A 17185-nucleotide genomic window follows, 5' to 3' on the forward strand; every position below is an offset into this window, starting at 1 on the left:
TTTCATGAGAGTTTTTATTATTGCATCAGTAGCCCAGCTGACATGGATTAATTGTGCCAGCGCATTTACCTGTTATGATGCTACAGGAAATACACTTAACAGTGGTGCAGTGACGGCTACAGCGAATGTGTATGTAAACCTTCAGCCGAGTGTAGCGGTAGGGCAAAACTTGGTTGTCGACCTTTCGTCTTCTATTTTTTGTCGTAATGATAATCCGAATACACGAAATGATAATGTCAGCATGCTGAAGGGATCGGCATATGGTGGAGTATTAACAAACTTTACCGGTACAATGAGATATTATGGTTCGAGCTATCCTTTTCCTCTAAATTCAGCTACCGGTACACATAATTTTACATCGGGAAGTTATACTCCGTGGAACACTCAGCTTTACTTGACACCTCTGACCTCAGCTGCCTCGGCTGCCGGAGGGATAGCGATCGAAAGCGGGACGATGTTTGCCTCTCTTGTCATGTATCAAGTAGGCTCTGATAAAACCAATGGTGGCAATGTCAGAACAGCAACTTTTACCTGGAATCTGTACGCCAATAATAGCGTTGTAGTTCCAACGGGTGGCTGCGATGTATCAGCACGCAACGTTGCAGTGACTCTCCCTGAGTATCCTGGAAGTGCGGTTGCTGTACCTCTGACAGTTCACTGTGGTTCTAACCAGAGTCTTTCTTTTTATCTATCTGGCAATACCGCAACCAGCAACGATATATTTCTCAATACCTATTCTGGAACCAGTACTGCTTCTGGGGTTGGTATACAATTGCTCCGCAATGGAAACGCCATACCAGCAAACCAGAATGTTTCTTTGGGGACTGTTGGCACCTCATCGGTAAGTTTGGGACTGACGGCAAATTATGCTCGTACATCTGGTCAGGTTACAGCCGGTGGTGTTCAATCAATTATTGGCGTAAATTTTGTTTATGATTAAGCAAACAAAAGTAGAATATTCTGTTGCTTATATTGTTTCCCCTTGCGCTATGGCGGCGGCAGGCCTGAAGGAATTGATAAGTAATCAAGGGGTTGCGACTAAAGTTATATTACTTAACGATGCGAGTGTTGATACTACCCATTCTGAGGATGATGACGTAATTGATACTTCTGGTTTGTATGTATTTTATATACCTAAGGAATCTTTTTATTTCCTTTTGATGTTGATCTACATAGCTGAGAGAATAAAAAAAGTTCATCCAGATACTGATTTCGTTTTCATTAGTGGTGTGTCGTGTTCCTGGCTTCATCAAAATATACTGCAAATGGCTGGTGGGGAAAAATTTGTTTTTAGTGCGAAGATTATCTCCTCAAAATTGAGTGTAAAACGTCTGGAACAATATTTTACTCGAGTGAGAGAGAACCTACCTTTCACCTCAAGAGATCGTTTCACTGTTAACAGAAGAGGAATGAGTAATGAAGGACTAACCCCACGCGAAACTGAAGTCCTTCTTGACCTGTTCAGCGGTACTGATACCGCGCTTGTTGAAAGAAACAGAAATGTAGCATCTAAAACTTTATACAATCAGAGAAAATCAGGGCTTAGGAAAATGGTTGAGAATTCTGCTGAACTTGCCGGGAAACTTCCAGGGGCATCAAAAAGATGGAAGGCAAGATTGGCTCAAACGGAAATGTCTTCTTATGAAAAAGACTTCGTGATCGGTATAGAGATGCAGGAAGTTTATCAGGTTTATCAGCCAATAATAAATATATCACGGGAAATTTGTGGCTTCGAAATACTCACTCGCTGGCGTCAAAAAGGGTATGTAATCCCCCCGAATGAATTCATTCCTGATCTTAAATCTGAAAGCGTCCTGTTGCTACTTACCGCTATGAGCCTCAAAAATGCCATCGATGGAATAAATAGGTATGAGGGGGATTATTTTTTTTCTATTAATATACATCCAGATTTGATTGGCTGCCCTGGTCTGGTTAACATGTGTATAGAAGCTTGTCGTCAGTTGAAAGATACTCGATGGAAAAGTCAGCTTGTACTTGAATTTTCAGAAAAATCAGATTTTTATACATCACGTGATGTAGAGAATAATCTTAATATGCTAAGTGGAATGGGCATGATTCTTTTTTTGGATGACTGTTTTTCTGAAGGAAGTGTTTTTTTTCCTGTCAGAAAATTTTCTTTTAATGGGTATAAACTGGATAAAAGCATCATTGATGATGTTTTAACAAGTAAAGATGATATAGCGTTAATTACGTCTCTATCAGGATATTGCTCGCTGACAGGAAGGCGATGTATTGCTGAAGGTGTGGAAGATGTTTTTACTTTCGAAAAGTTGAAGCGGCTTGGTGTCGAACTTTTTCAGGGTTATTTCTTTCATCAACCAGCGAGCGAAGAGGAATTGGCTGCTCTGGTATTGAAATCTAAACCAATTTAAATAAAAATGATAATGAACATAATTTATTTATAATAAATGTTGATATGATTTAAAAATGATAAAATTAACGGACTACTCAGGCAAAACCGTAATAGTCAGAATAACGGAAATAAGAATGGTTCACAGCCATGGCGACAAATCACTTGTTTTTATAAAAGACATTCATGAGCCTATAAAAGTTAATCATAGACTTGAAGAGATTGAAGGATTGATTCAGACGCAGAATTCAATAATGAATCTGGATGATAAATTCTGAAAATTAGTGCCAGATAACTGGCACTAATTTTTTTGTATAGCGAATGAAAGTGTTATTTCAGAATCTATATTTATTTATTCAGTTCGCTTTGTGCTTCAATGAGCTCACTTTTAGCCTCCTGAAGTTTTTTCTCTTTTTTATTTATCTTATCAGCGTTACCAGTTTCTTTAGCTTGATTAAGTTCAGTCATTCTTTCGGTAACTTTTCTCTCTTTTTCAGAAATTTTATTTTTTCGTTCCTGGGTCAATTTTTCATCAGTACAGTTTTGACGTAATTCGCTCAGGGCTTTTTCCAGACCCGATATCCGGTGTTTATTACCGTGCTGAGTTGCATAGTCAATTTGCTGTTGGATTTGCTGTTCTTTAGCTACACAACCTTTTAATTCACTTGCAGCATACGTGCTGAAAGACGAAAAAGCGCCGATGAATGTCAGGCAGGTTAGTACTGTTCTTAGTTTTTTCATAGTATATCCTTAATTGAATTAATAAATAATGACGTCTTTGTCAAAGACTATATTTAATTATAAATCATCATCAATTTCAATATATTGATTGGTCGTTTTGTCCTAAATAGGATGAATCCTATCAAGATTTTTAATTATTGGAAATGATAGAAGTGCAATACTGCTTAAGTATCATGTGATAACTTAAGATATGAAAAGACATTATATAACCATCATGTTATAATTATGACTCTTGGTAAAGGACTACAATATGCAAGCATTGCTTTCATCGTGTGCGCTAGTCGCAATATCTTTCTCGGTACTTATCTTCTTTTATGCTTTCTGGTTATTTTTTACAGAAGGGGATATGCCTTTTGTAAATATACTCGTTGCTCTTGCCTTGATCATTATTGCTTTTTATTGTCTTGTCTGGTATACGCTCATTATACTCAAGAGTGATGGTATTGATTTATCAATTTTTTAGCCTTTTTAGGATTTTCAGCTATTTACTATAAAGTAGACATGCTTTTTGTTATTTTTTCCACCTCACCTTCATCATTAATAATTTTGAATAGAATGGTATTGGTGTTTTTTATTGGCTCAGCTGTAATCGGTGTAAGTGAAAAAAAACTCTCCGAAAATGGCTTTATCATCAGATCCAAATCGGCAGTTGCTTTATAATTTCTTCCCTGGGTGTTAACAATAATTCCATTATAAGATAAGACATAACCGCTATTATTAAGGCAAATCAAGGATAAATGAGTATCCTGCTTGAGTGAGCATGATACTGAATTTCCTGCATCATTAACGCTACCAGTAAGATTTTTTGGGCGATAAATAAGCTTTAGTTGTGTTTTCATTGACATTAGTAAGTATTTATCAATTCCAGGTATTTCTTTGATGGCTGGAACTTCATAAATATTTATCCAATAGAGGCTTTCTCTATCTGTTGGTAATTTTTGTCCATTAAATATAACTCTAACTGATTTTATTTCATTAGGGCGTAAATTAAATATTGGAGGAATCAGAACAAATGGTGATGAAGCGCTCTGCTTGAAATTGTTAACCTCGCCTGAATCCACCCATGTCTGGACAAATGTTGGATATGGATTAATATTCATGATATTAACGCTTTGAGTGCTATCGCCTTCATGGTAAATCACTCTGGTTTTTTCAATCAACATCCCCGCATGGCTAATTGGCGTAAGCAGGAACAGTATTATTAATATTGTTTTACCCATCACTGAACCCTCACCCAGATGTAAGCTTTAGCGCTGACTTTTCCCGCAGTCACCGTTTGGCCAGGAATTTTCTTCAATGTAGCAGTGAATACAGAATTATAACTGGTGTACCCTGACGCCGCACTACCAATAGATGATGCACCGTTTAAAACAGAATACCAACCCACATCATTACCGCTTGGGCAACCGAGTGAAGTACACACTCCCCATCCTAAGAAATTCATCGCTGTGCCGGTTGAGGTATTGCTTAGGGCAATACCCACGCCAGTTGCAATTGTAGAATTAGTCCCATAGCCATCTGAAAGTAAATAACTGACACCGCCTGATGCGTTTACCAGCCCAAGTTCCTTTGCCGTTAAATAACTTTCATAGGGCACTTGCAGTCCTAATGCTGTACTACCGGAGGAAATTCCGGAGACCGCGGCATTATCACACTCAATAGACACAGTGAAATTTGCCTGTGATGTTCCACCGTTATTGAGTGATTGAATGCTAATTGTAGGCAGCAGTACTAAAGGCGTTACATTGCGGGCCACGCAGGTAGATGTATGGGTCAGAGTAGATATAGGTGACGTTCCCATTCCCATTGCGATCCAACGTCCTGTCCCCCATGTGGTGTAGTTATCGGCAGAATCGGAACCGATAGGATCGCTAGCAATACCCGGTCCTTTGAAAGTGACATAGCCATTTGGTTGTATGCAGGTATAGCTAGACGTGCCTGTTGGTGACGCCATTCCTGAATAAGGGGAGCTGGCAACATAACCACCGCAGTAGTTACTTTTCCCCTGCCCTGGCAGTTTGCTTATTCTGATAAGATCTGCGCGAATAGCGCTAAAATCTTTAACACGAATTTGTATTTTGTTACCCACTGTTGCGTAGCTAGTAATAGGATATTGCTGCCAGTAGCGAGTAAATGGAAGTCCTGAATTAATATGTGTTAATTTTATACCTACGTAGGGGAAATAGGTGGCAAAATAGTTCTCATGGGAATCATCCTTACCCAGATCGAAGTATCCACCGACACGATCGTCACCGTTTGTTGCGAAAACTTCATAGATATTTCCTGCGTCAGTTGCGTCGCATTCATATAAAACAAGATCTCCAGCTCCACTACTGCTATACCTAACTGCAGTAGTAATACTGAATACCGTACTCGCTAATGGCGTGCCAACGGGTTGAAGGTAGCTGCTGGTAATGTTGACGTTGCCGAGGCCAATCCCCACACCACAACTATCGCAGCCAGCATCGATAGATGACTTTCGCGTACAGGTTGCATGAGCCTGAGTGAATGAAAGTAACCCGAGCAGCATCAATAATGTCAATATAAATGATTTTGACCGAATCATTATTTACATTCTCCCTGTGTTTTTATTATTGGATCGTCTTTATCTGCATCTGAAATACGGTAATGTAAATTGCAGGAATAGTTATTCCCCCATTTCACGATTAAATTGTCTTCAAGTTTATCATTACGTACCCATGCTTGATTATTTTGTCCGACGGTTCCGACAGGATTGTCCTTATTATTATAAACGGTGGCGCCTAACGGCAGCGGTTTATTATAGTTGATATTTATTAACATCGGGTAACCATGCAAGATGCTGAACTTGACTCTTACCATTGCTCCGACCATCGGTGCGATACGCTGGCTTCCTGAAACAATCTCTGCGTTTTTATTGATTTCAGACGAATCAAGGGCAACGTTATTATACTGATAAGGCGCAATAGAAGGACTCAATGCAAAGCCAAATCTGTCGACGGTCGTATTTTGGCTACCGACAACCTTCGCGCCCTGAGCACCTTTTGCTTCAATTAAGGCAAATGTATCTCCCAGGTATGGGCCAAGAGTCACTCCATCTTTGTGAAGAACGATTGCTCCTTGCAGTCCTGCTGAGCCTTGAGAATAACTTTTCGCGTGGGAAAGCGTTCCCTGAACCGAACCGAAGGAAGTCGAGGTTTGTAATGTCCCGCCAACGGATTGATTATTAGCGTAATCATGTGCATAGGTCAGACCATAGTTAATTGGTTGGTTTGTGCTCATTAAACCTGACAAAGTGGATTGTAGCGTAGATCCTACTCCGTTTTGCTGGGTGTAAGTACTACTAAGAGTATTTTGTTGATTTCGTCCAAGGGGGATGGAAATAGAGACTGAACTTAACGTTTGCTGAGTGGATGAATAATAGTTATTGATATAGTTATCGTAGCCAATGCCACCATCAATGTAATTATTTCGGGCTTCACTGTAGCGGGTTCGTGCAATAGAAGCATTGAAAGAAATACCATTGGCGAATTGTTTGTTGTATCCAAACTGGTATTGTCTGTCATTGCTTCGGCCATCCCGATACGCTTGTGTCGAGCCTGATACCCATAGACTTCCCAATATATCCATATCCTGAGTTACGGAGATTTCAAATCGGGAGGATTGGTTTAAAGTTGTTGATGTCCAGTTGAGATTATTCTCGGTCCAGGCTTTACGCAGGCCTAAAACATCGGACAGATCTCGATAGCCTGCTGTTGAGTAGCGGTAACCGGCAATAGCAATTGTTGTATTGGTTGGCACAATCCGTTTGCTGTAACTTGCATGGAACATCCAGCCTGTTTGATCGCCATCTGGCAAGTTTGCTTGCGAAAAGGTGGTATCAAGCCCGAATGCACCTAATTCAGAGGAGTACACGCCTCCCATCACCCCGGAGAGATAACCTTCAGCGATACGACTACCAAAATTCGTCGTAATATTGTTGCTAAGACCGTACTGTACGGTTAATTCAGCAAATGGATCGCTATCGCCAACGTAGCGAGAATGACCGGCGATGGCGGAATATTTATACATTCCTTCTCGCACAGATTCTGGTCCTGCTGCATAGGGGACCGTAAATACATTCACTGAACCATCAGCTTCCTTTATCGTGACGGATAGATCGCCTGAGTATGACACGGGATAAAGATCATTAATCTCGAAGTTACCAGGTGGTACGGTGCTTTCATAGATTACAGCCTTCCCCTGACTAATAGTGACTTTGGCATTACTTTTGGCAACTCCCCTGATAATCGGTGCATAGCCTTGTTGTGACTGTGGCAGCATGCGGTCATCGGAGGATAGAGATATTCCCCTAAAGGCAAAGCCTGAGAAAAAACTACCGCTGGTGTAGTTATCACCGACAATCAAATTACTTTTTATGGGTAAAATTGCCCGCTGCAGATATGCGCGGTTTGTTGACCACTGCGTTGTACCGGGATCGCTGTGTGACCATGTTCCTTGTTGATGTAGCTGCCATCTACCAAAGTTTATAGCGTTATTTAAGCCTACCCAAGTAGATTTGTAACTACCGGAACCCGCTTCAGTGAAACGAGAATAATATTGATTGATGCTGTAGTTAGATAGCAGCATAGTTTCACCGTCATCTAAATCATCAGGTGAAACGTAGCCCCTGGGCTCTTTTGCCAGAACAATTTCTGGCAGACCGATCTCGACCAACATTTTTCGCATATCAGTGTTGATAGATACGTTGGGAACAATGTCAGGTAAAAAGTTACATTCACCGAGTTCTTGTTTTATCTTGTTTTTCAATGGAATGAGCTGTATCTGTTTTCTTGAAAAACAGGGTTGCGTTGAACCATTGTGTATCTTAAAAACAATATTATCATGAAATAAAAAAAGACCATTTAGCTGCACATCTACCGAATAATTACCGGGTTTGATTTTATCAGTAGATACGTAGTTGATAACGTCATCAACAGGCAGGCCACTTCCTTTCAGAAGGGTCGTATCGAATACATAGCCACTGCTATTATCATTAGAATTTGCCCTACTTGAATCAGCATAGGCAAAGATTGGCAATATTAAAAATACCAATATTGATGCTGTTTTACCCGGCATGTATTTCATAAATAAATTATTATTCTTTAAGTTTATGTTTTTGAACAACGCCGTAGTCATTGATATAACTAACGCTGATGCTTTTCTGTACCTGGGTATTATTACAGTTAGTCGGCAACGAAAATGTTGAGTTTGGTGCAATCATTTGCATCGGTATCTCTTTATTTGCCGAGCCAAAGGTTGTAGTTAGCGAGATACTATTTAAATAATATGGAGACTGGTTGCTAATAATCAGACTACATCCGTGAGAGTCGTTCGTGATTTTATAATTAACAAAATCGAACATTTGCTCATAGGAGATTGGCAAGTTGTCGGGACGCAAGAAAATCTTGACAACACTGTTAACAATAAGTACCAGTTTATTCTTGTTACGTTCATCTTCAAGTATAGAAGGTACTTGGGTAAAATGCAGGTAGAAAATTTGTTCTTTCGACAGTTTCTTCTGTGCGTTTGTGTAGATAAGACTAATGATTTGATCTTGATGAGGGTTTATTTTGAATACTGCCGGGGAAATAGCAAAAGGACTCTCTCCAGCTTCTGATGCCGTAGTATTTTCGGCCGCGGATACCCACGTCTGAACAATATATGGAAAGCTATCGTTGTTGGTAAAGGTTACCGGTTTTTGAGATTTTGATGCATCATAGATGACACGGTTTCCTTGCATGACAACACTTGCTTCAACTGAGAAGCAAAAGGTACATATGAATGGAAGCAGGTATTTTATCATCATAGTCTTCTTTAAAGGCACACATTATGTGTGCCTTTTTGTTTATTATTGGTATGAAATGGAGTACTGCGCAGATGCAACAACTTTACCAGCAGTAACACCCGTTGATTCGGCGTAGTATCTGGCCGTCAGTTCCTGAGAACCCGTCGTACTACTTTCCGCTTTGGTAAACGCAGTTGTCGTTACCGTAGAACCGTTGACAAATGAAAGCGGGGTGGAACCATCACTGTCGACAATTTGGATGGATACATTGCTTGCGGCAGGTGAAGTTGCTGTGTTACCTAAATTTCCAGCTGCTGTCACGTTATTGCCAGCAAAGACGGTTTTGATGGTGGCCGCACTTGAGGCACAATCCGTCACGTTCACCGTAAATTTTGTATCACCAGCTGTTTTTGCCGCAGTGTCAAGATCTGCGGTTGATACCGTTGGTAACAACACGATAGGTGCCGTTGAGTTGCCATTTATATTAACCGTACAGGTCTGCGCATTAACTTCGCCCTGAAACTGAACGGTGTTATTGGATGCAGCTAAAGCTGATGTGGTTAATATCGCTAGTGGGATAGCTAACAGTTTGACTTTCATAGAATTTCCTTTTGTTTTCCTGACAGGTGTACTTTGCAGTTATTTACAGTTCGAGCATTATTAAAAAGTGAGTGAAATAATATTGAGTGAGTGCGGTTAGTCTATGGAAAACCTGAATAACATATGATATTTGGTCCTTCTATAGCCTGCGGTACTGCTATTTAAATTATTAAAATCATTATGGTTATTAAAGTCTTTTAAATCAACTGCTTACAATTATTTTTATGACGATGAATCTACACGAAAAATTAGCTTTTTCCTTATGAATTGAAACGCTTAAAACCAATCTTTATAAATAATGCGGTCCATTATATGTTGCAAAATTGGTTACTTTAATTTTTTTGATGTTTTTTTTATAAAATCAGATTCTTCCCAAAAGAATCAGCAAGCCGCTCTTCTTTGGGAAGAATCCTAAAAAACGTGAATGTCACTATAAAATTTGTTATTTTTATTTTGTTGCACATAATGGTCAGAGGTTGTGCGATTGAGTGCAAATAACTAACAATGTTGTGATTCTTGTATTCTCCTTGTTTTAATCTTGCTTTTGTCGGTCAGGAATGTAATGAAAATTACACTCATTCGTGACGCGATGAATATCTTTGTATTCCAGAGAGGTAATCCCCACCTAGGCAGGGATGGATCTTTTTTTGTATTTTGATGGCTGGCCTGGATTTCTATAATTAATGTAAAGGAGGGTTTATTATCTTTTTTGTAAGTAAATAAAATGAAATTAAATGTTAATTTTTTATTTTTAGTGACATAGAAATCATCATTAATTTAGAGTTTTTGATGAATCTATTCCAATGGGGATATTATCTGTAAATTAATTTTTCGTAATTTCTCACTTGTGTTTTCCTTGGGGGAAGTCAATGGAATATTATGTTTTTTATTTTTGTCATGATATTTTCATTTAAATGTATCGATTCAGTTACAAAATATTTATTTTGATATGAATAATTTTTATAGGAATGTTTCTTATAAAGCAAATTATGAGGCAAGGATGTGTGCTAAAGATATAAAATATGTCCGGAATAGACATTTTGATTATATTTTATCCCCTTGTGTAATGACTACCTGCGGGTTGCTTGGTATGCTTGATAATCCGAGGGATGTTACTATATTAGATGTAGAAAACCAGAATGATGCACAATTATTAGAAATTGGTAAGGATGAGCGCATAGTCGTATTTATTCCTGATGAACCCTATTTGATGCTATCAACTTTAAAATATTTAGTGTCTCTAATGAATAACTCCAGGTATATGTTTTGGGTTCTGATTCTTAGCCGGATTCCATCATTCTGGATTTGGAATGTGATCAAATCGCAAGTGGTGAAAAGTAAAATATCACATTCTTCTATCCATATTGCACCATCGGATCTCTCATGTGAAAAGCTCTCTGAGATTTTACTGCCCGAAAGGACTCTGTGTCCACTCATACAAGATGTTGCCGTTTTCGAAGACCTTTTTCTTGGAAAAGATGAGGGGATATTAAATCAAAGTAAGAAAGATGGATTATCTAAAAAAGAGTTACAAGTTATGTCTAGTGCTTTTAATGGCGATAGCGTTACCTCACAGGCTGATCTGCTTGGAGTAAGTAAAAAAACAGTCTATAACCAGAGATTATCTGGGATAAAGAAAATGGTGGGGATAGTCCCCTTTCTGTTTTGGAGTTTTCGTGAAAAATCTGAGATGCAGATCGAGGGTATCAAAATGTTGAACGCACTGACGCCATTTGAGCGAGAGTTTGCGCATGCATTATATTGCAATGAGTTATTTGTTGTATTACAGCCTATAACTAAGGGCACGGATGAATTAGAGGGATTTGAGGTTCTGATAAGATGGTATAGTAACGGTCAGGTTCTGATGCCAGTCGATTTTCTCCCAAAATTGCACTCTACTTATGTTTGGATAATACTCACGGCTTTTTTAATACAAAAAACGGTGAGCTATATTAACTTTTATGAAGGGAAATATTTTTTCTCCATTAATGTTGCATCCAGTACCATCGATAATGAGGGGCTCGTACGCATGCTGGAAAAGGCAAAAAAGAAGTTGCTCTCTCCAGACTGGACAGAAAAATTCGTATTGGAAATTAATGAAAAGAACGATCTATACCAAAATGAACAAGCTATTAAAAACCTGTCTTATTTACAAAAACTAGGATTTTTCATTATCCTTGATGATTGTTTTTCATCTAATAGCGTTATTTTCCCAGTTCGGAAATTTCAATTTAATGGTTACAAACTGGATATGAGTGTTGTTGACGCTATGAGTCAGGATGTGGAAGCTATTGCTTTAGTGAAAAGCCTCTCATATTACTGCAAGTTGACCAACCGGTATTGTGTTGCTGAAGGGGTCGACGAGGCGGGGAAGGTTACGATTTTGAGTGATGCCGGTATATCCTGCTATCAGGGAAACCTGATATCTGAACCTATTAATGAAAACGATTTACAGGATTTCATTAGCAGATTTAATCGATAAACATCACATACTTTTCGTCCTCGGCAAAGGATCAATGCAACTGCAAGGGTCCTTTGTTTGCCTAAACGATGTTGCCTGCATGCCGATTGTTTAAGTGATAATGCTGGTGTTATTAACATGAAATCTTTTCTTGAACCGGTTACAGGGAACTGAAACATGAGTGCTTGAAAGCGAGTTCTGTCATATGTCCTGATGGATAAAAATCATATTAGAAGGTGGTATTGGATATCGGCGGATTCATGGACAATTTCACAGAGATAAGCGATGACTCACCGACTCTTATAGGTGAATAAAAGGCGAAGCATTAATCTCAATGAATTGATTAATAATGATTTTTAAGTGATGGTGCCGATAATAGGAGTCGAACCTACGACCTTCGCATTACGAATGCGCTGCTCTACCAACTGAGCTATATCGGCCCTGCAAGACGTGCTGACGAGCGTAAGCACGGGATAGAAGGTTAAAACTAAGTGGGTGATGCGTCAATGCCCTTGTGAATCAAACGGCTACTTTTGCATCACCCAATGAGCATTAAGCACGAATGGTATCGTCGCCGAAACCAATCCACTTATAGGTCGTCAGGGCTTCCAGCCCCATCGGGCCGCGCGCGTGCAGCTTCTGGGTGCTGACCGCCACTTCCGCGCCGAGGCCGAACTGGCCGCCGTCGGTAAAGCGGGTAGAAGCGTTGACGTACACTGCCGAGGAGTCCACCTCGTTGATAAAGCGGTTCGCGTTGCCCAGGGTGCGCGTCAGGATGGCGTCGGAATGCTGGGTGCCGTGCTCGCGAATATGCGCTACCGCTTCATCCTGATCGGCCACCACCTTCACGTTCAGATCCAGCGACAGGTACTCGTTGTCATACTGCTCCGCTTTCACCGGCTCTACGCTGGCCGGGCCGTTTTGCAGCGCGGGCAGGGAGGCCGCATCGGCGTGCAGGCTGACGCCGCTTTCCGCCATCTGCTTGCTCAGCGCGGGCAGGAAGCGTTCGGCGATATCCTGATGTACCAGCAGCGTTTCGACCGAGTTACAGGCGCTCGGGCGCTGCACTTTGGCGTTAACGATCACTTTCAGCGCTTCGGCAACGTCAGCGGAGTGGTCGATATAAATATGGCAAACGCCGATCCCGCCGGTGATCACCGGAATCGTCGACTGTTCGCGGCACAGCTTATGTAAACCTGCGCCGCCGCGCGGGATCAGCATATCGATATACTTATCCATCTTCAGCATCTCGCCGACCAGCGCCCGATCCGGACTCTCAATCGCCTGGACGGTGGCTGCCGGTAAGCCGCACTCCTGCAGCGCCTGCTGAATCACTTTCACCGTGACGGCATTGGTGCGCCAGGTCTCTTTGCCGCCGCGCAGAATCGCCGCGTTGCCGGTTTTCAGGCATAGAGAGGCGACGTCGACGGTCACGTTCGGGCGCGCTTCGTAAATCACGCCTACCACGCCCAGCGGCACGCGGCGGCGCTCAATGCGCAGGCCGCTGTCCAGCAGGCCACCGTCGATCACCTGACCAACCGGGTCCGCCAGGTTGCAGACCTGACGAACATCGTGAGCAATCCCGCTCAGGCGCGCCGGGTTAAGCGCCAGGCGATCGAGCAGCGCCTCGCTCAAACCGTTAGCGCGCGCTTCCGCCAGATCCTCAGCGTTAGCCCGCAGGATCGCGTCGGTCTGCGCTTCAAGATAGTCGGCAATCTTTTCCAGCACCTGGTTTTTTTCGCGGCTGGAAAGCTGCGCGAGTTTGTACGAGGCCGCTTTGGCAGCAATGCCCATTTGTTCCAGCATTTTCAGCTCCTTAACGGATAATCATGTCATCACGGTGGACGGCGACCGGGCCATATTCATAGCCCAGAATGGCATCGATCTGCTGCGAGTGCTGCCCGGCGATACGGCGCAGCGCATCGCTGTTATAGCGGCTGACACCGTGGGCGATATCGCGGCCTTCAAGGCTGCGAATGCGGATCACTTCGCCGCGCGAGAAGTTGCCGGTGATGGTTTTAATCCCTTTCGGCAGCAGGGAACTGCCGCGTTCAAGAATTGCCTGGGTCGCTCCGGCGTCAACGGTAATTTCGCCCGCCGGCGGTGCGCCGAAAATCCAGCGTTTGCGGTTTTCCAGCGGCGACTCCTGGGCGTGGAAGCGGGTGCCTACGGAAACCCCCTCCATCACGTCGCCAATTACGCCAGGGCGGCTACCGGCGGCAATGATCGTATCAATACCCGCGCGGCAGGCGACGTCGGCGGCCTGCAGCTTGGTGCCCATACCACCGGTACCTAAACCCGACACGCTATCGCCCGCGATAGCGCGCAGGGCGTCATCAATGCCGTAAACGTCTTTAATCAGCTCGGCCTGCGGGTTGTTGCGCGGGTCGGCGGTGAACAGCCCCTGCTGATCGGTTAGCAGCAGCAGTTTATCGGCGCCCGCGAGAATTGCCGCCAGCGCCGAAAGATTATCGTTATCGCCGACTTTAATTTCAGCGGTCGCCACGGCGTCATTTTCATTAATGACAGGCACGATATTGTTATCCAGCAGCGCGCGCAGGGTATCGCGGGCGTTAAGGAAGCGTTCGCGGTCTTCCATATCGGCGCGGGTCAGCAGCATCTGGCCAACGTGAATGCCATAAATAGAAAAAAGCTGTTCCCACAGCTGGATAAGACGGCTCTGGCCGACAGCTGCCAGCAGCTGTTTCGACGCAATGGTCGCGGGCAGTTCCGGGTAGCCGAGGTGCTCACGTCCGGCGGCTATCGCCCCGGAGGTGACGATCACAATTCGATGACCCATCACGTGCAGCTGCGCGCACTGACGCACTAATTCAACGATATGGGCGCGGTTCAGGCGGCGGGATCCGCCCGTTAAAACACTGGTGCCCAGTTTTACCACCAGCGTCTGGCTATCACTCATGATTCTCTGCCGTTCAAAAAGGAGTTTCGATATCGAGTTGATGTTGTAACAGGAGTGAGCCCGCTTGCCAACACCTGGCGTGGTGGACGAACCACTTCATTGCGCGGATCGGGCATTCTGGCGAGAAAATATGACACATTCATGACGGAAATAATTTAATACTCTTTTTTAGAAAAAGTTCCATGTTGTCATAAATTTTTAATATTAGAGCGTTAAAAAACCTGCAGTTTTTGACAGGGCTTTCGCCCGGAATTGATTAGCGCGTATAAATAAATTACCAGGACTGAATAATGAAAAAGAGCTCACTGGCATTAATGATGATGGGTCTTATTGCTTCTTCGGCTACCCAGGCGGCAGAAGTTTATAATAAAAACGGTAATAAACTGGACGTCTACGGCAAAGTCAAAGCGATGCACTATATGAGCGACTATGACAGCAAAGATGGCGATCAGACTTACGTTCGTTTCGGCATTAAAGGTGAAACGCAGATTAACGACGATCTGACCGGCTACGGCCGTTGGGAATCGGAGTTCTCCGGCAACAAAACCGAAAGCGACTCCACGCAGAAAACGCGTCTGGCGTTCGCCGGGGTGAAAGTGAAAAACTACGGCTCATTCGACTATGGTCGTAACCTCGGCGCGCTGTACGACGTCGAAGCCTGGACCGATATGTTCCCGGAATTCGGCGGCGACTCTTCCGCGCAGACCGATAACTTTATGACCAAACGCGCCAGCGGCCTGGCCACCTGGCGCAACACCGATTTCTTCGGCGTGGTAGATGGCCTGAATCTGACCCTGCAATATCAGGGCAAAAATGAAGGTCGCGACGCGAAGAAACAGAACGGCGACGGTTTCGGCACCGCCCTAAGCTACGACTTCGGCGGCAGCGACTTCGCCGTCAGCGCGGCCTATACCAGCTCCGATCGCACGAACGACCAGAACCTGCTGTCTCGCGGTACGGGTAAAAAAGCGGAAGCCTGGGCAACCGGCCTGAAATATGACGCCAACAATATTTACCTGGCGACCATGTACTCAGAAACCCGCAAAATGACGCCAATCAGCGGCGGTTTTGCCAATAAAGCGCAGAACTTCGAAGCCGTGGCGCAGTACCAGTTCGATTTCGGGCTGCGTCCGTCCCTGGGCTACGTGCTGTCAAAAGGCAAGGATATTGAGGGCGTAGGCAGCGAAGATCTGGTCAACTATATTGACGTTGGCGTGACGTATTACTTCAACAAAAATATGAATGCCTTTGTGGATTACAAAATTAACCAGCTGAAGAGCGATAATAAGCTCGGCATCAACGATGATGATATCGTTGCTGTCGGTATGACCTATCAGTTCTGATAAGTTAACAGCTAACAGACAACAAAGCCGCCGTGGTGACAGGGCGGCTTTGTTATGAGTGATTAACGATTTTTTGCCAGATGCAGATTATCGTTATTCATGGTTATCTGGGCGTTATATTCCTTCGGCAGGCGGCGAGCCTGGTAGAATACCGATTGCCAGTATGGATTATCCAGCGAAGAGCGCATCACGCCCTGGCTGGTGGAGGCATGAAGAAAATTACGGTCGGTATCATAGAAACCGACGTGCATGCCGCCTTTAATACGGAAGAAGACTAAATCTCCCGGCCGCAGCTGCCGCGGGCTCACGCGCTCGCCCATATGCAGAAGCTCGCGCGTCGTAATGCGCTCCATCGGCAGGTTGAAGCGATCTTTGAGCGTGCGCCAGACAAACCCGGAGCAGTCGACGCCGCTTTGCTCCGTCCCGCCCCATTCGTAGGGCGTTCCCTCCCAGGTATGCATTTGATCGTGCAGCGCGGCGATCACCGGGATCAGATCGTCTGAACCTCCGTCGATGGTCGAGTGACTACTCTGGGCGGAGGTTTTATGCGGTTTCGATGAGGATGAACATCCTGCCAAAAGCAAAAAAGGAACAAACAGTAGCGCGTGAGAGAGTGTGGGCTTCATATCATTGTTTTTCGTCACTGAAAACGGGCCGTGATATTTTATAGCCGATTCGCTACGGCCTCAGAATGACCAAACGCAAAATTTACGAAACCTTACGTAATTAATAGGGGCAGGATCGTGCAGTGAAAATAACGCGCATTATTTAACGCCAACCTGAACTTATCGTATTAATAAATTTTTTCTCCGTGAAACAATATTTCACAAATATTCGCGTGTGACGCAACCGGGCAGATTCACTTCAAGGTGAAAGATCCTCATCATCCCGCCATTGCGCCGCCAGGCACCCCTCCAGTACTTTTGAGGGATAAAAGAGAGAG

The 17185-nt window shown here is 43.5% G+C and carries 14 protein-coding genes and 1 tRNA gene; 5 read left to right on the top strand and 10 right to left on the bottom strand.

Going from position 1 to position 17185, the window contains the following annotated elements; genetic code table 11:
• The first annotated feature begins 4 nt into the window (after positions 1-4).
• Complete coding sequence (locus tag ABLV75_RS12080; protein ID WP_071786790.1) at positions 5-940, top strand: fimbrial protein; 936 nt, start codon at positions 5-7, stop codon at positions 938-940.
• Positions 933-2393 carry an EAL domain-containing protein gene (locus ABLV75_RS12085; RefSeq protein WP_050595493.1) on the top strand — a complete coding sequence of 487 codons (1461 nt, stop codon included), beginning with the start codon at positions 933-935 and terminating at the stop codon, positions 2391-2393. Before ABLV75_RS12080 ends, ABLV75_RS12085 begins: the two co-directional genes overlap by 8 nt.
• 326 nt (positions 2394-2719) lie before the next feature.
• Here ABLV75_RS12085 and ABLV75_RS12090 read toward each other — a convergent pair whose 3' ends face one another.
• Positions 2720-3112, bottom strand: a complete 393-nt coding sequence (locus ABLV75_RS12090) for a DUF1090 domain-containing protein (RefSeq protein ID WP_004099273.1) — start codon at positions 3110-3112, stop codon at positions 2720-2722.
• Between the two features lie 250 nt (positions 3113-3362).
• Between ABLV75_RS12090 and ABLV75_RS12095 the strand changes: the two genes are divergently transcribed.
• A complete protein-coding gene (locus ABLV75_RS12095) occupies positions 3363-3575 on the top strand; it encodes a hypothetical protein (RefSeq protein ID WP_004099275.1) in 213 nt (70 codons plus the stop codon).
• A 25-nt stretch (positions 3576-3600) separates the two neighbouring features.
• Here ABLV75_RS12095 and ABLV75_RS12100 read toward each other — a convergent pair whose 3' ends face one another.
• Genes ABLV75_RS12100 through ABLV75_RS12120 form a run of 5 tightly spaced genes read right to left on the bottom strand, consistent with a single transcriptional unit; the run spans position 3601 to position 9518 of the window.
• Positions 3601-4332, bottom strand: a complete 732-nt coding sequence (locus ABLV75_RS12100; protein ID WP_004099280.1) for a molecular chaperone — start codon at positions 4330-4332, stop codon at positions 3601-3603.
• Positions 4332-5642, bottom strand: coding sequence for a fimbrial protein (locus ABLV75_RS12105; protein WP_071786791.1), 1311 nt, complete (start codon positions 5640-5642; stop codon positions 4332-4334). Before ABLV75_RS12105 ends, ABLV75_RS12100 begins: the two co-directional genes overlap by 1 nt.
• 35 nt (positions 5643-5677) lie before the next feature.
• Complete coding sequence (locus ABLV75_RS12110; RefSeq protein ID WP_077253658.1) at positions 5678-8269, bottom strand: fimbria/pilus outer membrane usher protein; 2592 nt, start codon at positions 8267-8269, stop codon at positions 5678-5680.
• Positions 8229-8939 carry a molecular chaperone gene (locus ABLV75_RS12115; RefSeq protein ID WP_077253659.1) on the bottom strand — a complete coding sequence of 237 codons (711 nt, stop codon included), beginning with the start codon at positions 8937-8939 and terminating at the stop codon, positions 8229-8231. Before ABLV75_RS12115 ends, ABLV75_RS12110 begins: the two co-directional genes overlap by 41 nt.
• 42 nt (positions 8940-8981) lie before the next feature.
• The gene (locus ABLV75_RS12120) at positions 8982-9518 is read right to left on the bottom strand and encodes a fimbrial protein (protein ID WP_004099291.1); all 537 of its coding nucleotides are present in this window, start codon (positions 9516-9518) and stop codon (positions 8982-8984) included.
• A gap of 1090 nt (positions 9519-10608) precedes the next feature.
• Here ABLV75_RS12120 and ABLV75_RS12125 point away from each other — a divergent pair.
• Complete coding sequence (locus tag ABLV75_RS12125; protein ID WP_159103624.1) at positions 10609-12000, top strand: EAL domain-containing protein; 1392 nt, start codon at positions 10609-10611, stop codon at positions 11998-12000.
• 343 nt (positions 12001-12343) lie between these two features.
• Here ABLV75_RS12125 and ABLV75_RS12130 read toward each other — a convergent pair.
• The 3 genes from ABLV75_RS12130 to proB all read right to left on the bottom strand — a co-directional run bounded on the left by ABLV75_RS12130 (position 12344) and on the right by proB (position 14899).
• A tRNA-Thr gene (locus ABLV75_RS12130) sits at positions 12344-12419 on the bottom strand.
• Positions 12420-12531: 112 nt separating this feature from the next.
• On the bottom strand, positions 12532-13785 hold the full coding sequence (proA, locus tag ABLV75_RS12135; RefSeq protein ID WP_348854982.1) for a glutamate-5-semialdehyde dehydrogenase: 1254 nt from the start codon (positions 13783-13785) through the stop codon (positions 12532-12534).
• 10 nt (positions 13786-13795) lie between these two features.
• Positions 13796-14899: a glutamate 5-kinase gene (proB, locus tag ABLV75_RS12140; protein WP_348854984.1), complete on the bottom strand. Its 1104-nt coding sequence runs from the start codon at positions 14897-14899 to the stop codon at positions 13796-13798.
• 290 nt (positions 14900-15189) lie between these two features.
• Between proB and phoE the strand changes: the two genes are divergently transcribed.
• Positions 15190-16242 (top strand): phosphoporin PhoE, encoded by a 1053-nt coding sequence (gene phoE, locus ABLV75_RS12145; protein WP_004099298.1) that lies wholly within the window; start codon positions 15190-15192, stop codon positions 16240-16242.
• Positions 16243-16304: 62 nt separating this feature from the next.
• Here the strand turns inward: phoE and ABLV75_RS12150 are convergent, their stop codons facing one another.
• Positions 16305-16868, bottom strand: coding sequence for an NlpC/P60 family protein (locus ABLV75_RS12150; RefSeq protein ID WP_348854985.1), 564 nt, complete (start codon positions 16866-16868; stop codon positions 16305-16307).
• Positions 16869-17185: the final 317 nt, after the last annotated feature.

The organism is Klebsiella sp. CN_Kp066, assembly GCF_040065135.1.
In the GTDB taxonomy this organism is placed as follows: Bacteria; Pseudomonadota; Gammaproteobacteria; order Enterobacterales; family Enterobacteriaceae; genus Klebsiella; species Klebsiella oxytoca.

Excerpts from the sequence above, each read along its gene's own strand:
- ABLV75_RS12080 (WP_071786790.1), top strand. The coding sequence starts at position 5 with ATGAGAGTTTTTATTATTGCATCAGTAGCCCAGCTGACATGGATTAAT.
- ABLV75_RS12095 (WP_004099275.1), top strand. The coding sequence starts at position 3,363 with ATGCAAGCATTGCTTTCATCGTGTGCGCTAGTCGCAATATCTTTCTCG.
- proA (WP_348854982.1), bottom strand. The coding sequence starts at position 13,785 with ATGCTGGAACAAATGGGCATTGCTGCCAAAGCGGCCTCGTACAAACTC.
- ABLV75_RS12120 (WP_004099291.1), bottom strand. The coding sequence starts at position 9,518 with ATGAAAGTCAAACTGTTAGCTATCCCACTAGCGATATTAACCACATCA.
- ABLV75_RS12105 (WP_071786791.1), bottom strand. The coding sequence starts at position 5,642 with ATGCTGCTCGGGTTACTTTCATTCACTCAGGCTCATGCAACCTGTACG.
- ABLV75_RS12110 (WP_077253658.1), bottom strand. The coding sequence starts at position 8,269 with ATGACTACGGCGTTGTTCAAAAACATAAACTTAAAGAATAATAATTTA.
- ABLV75_RS12090 (WP_004099273.1), bottom strand. The coding sequence starts at position 3,112 with ATGAAAAAACTAAGAACAGTACTAACCTGCCTGACATTCATCGGCGCT.
- ABLV75_RS12100 (WP_004099280.1), bottom strand. The coding sequence starts at position 4,332 with ATGGGTAAAACAATATTAATAATACTGTTCCTGCTTACGCCAATTAGC.
- ABLV75_RS12115 (WP_077253659.1), bottom strand. The coding sequence starts at position 8,939 with ATGATGATAAAATACCTGCTTCCATTCATATGTACCTTTTGCTTCTCA.
- phoE (WP_004099298.1), top strand. The coding sequence starts at position 15,190 with ATGAAAAAGAGCTCACTGGCATTAATGATGATGGGTCTTATTGCTTCT.
- ABLV75_RS12085 (WP_050595493.1), top strand. The coding sequence starts at position 933 with ATGATTAAGCAAACAAAAGTAGAATATTCTGTTGCTTATATTGTTTCC.
- ABLV75_RS12150 (WP_348854985.1), bottom strand. The coding sequence starts at position 16,868 with ATGAAGCCCACACTCTCTCACGCGCTACTGTTTGTTCCTTTTTTGCTT.
- ABLV75_RS12125 (WP_159103624.1), top strand. The coding sequence starts at position 10,609 with ATGCTTGATAATCCGAGGGATGTTACTATATTAGATGTAGAAAACCAG.
- proB (WP_348854984.1), bottom strand. The coding sequence starts at position 14,899 with ATGAGTGATAGCCAGACGCTGGTGGTAAAACTGGGCACCAGTGTTTTA.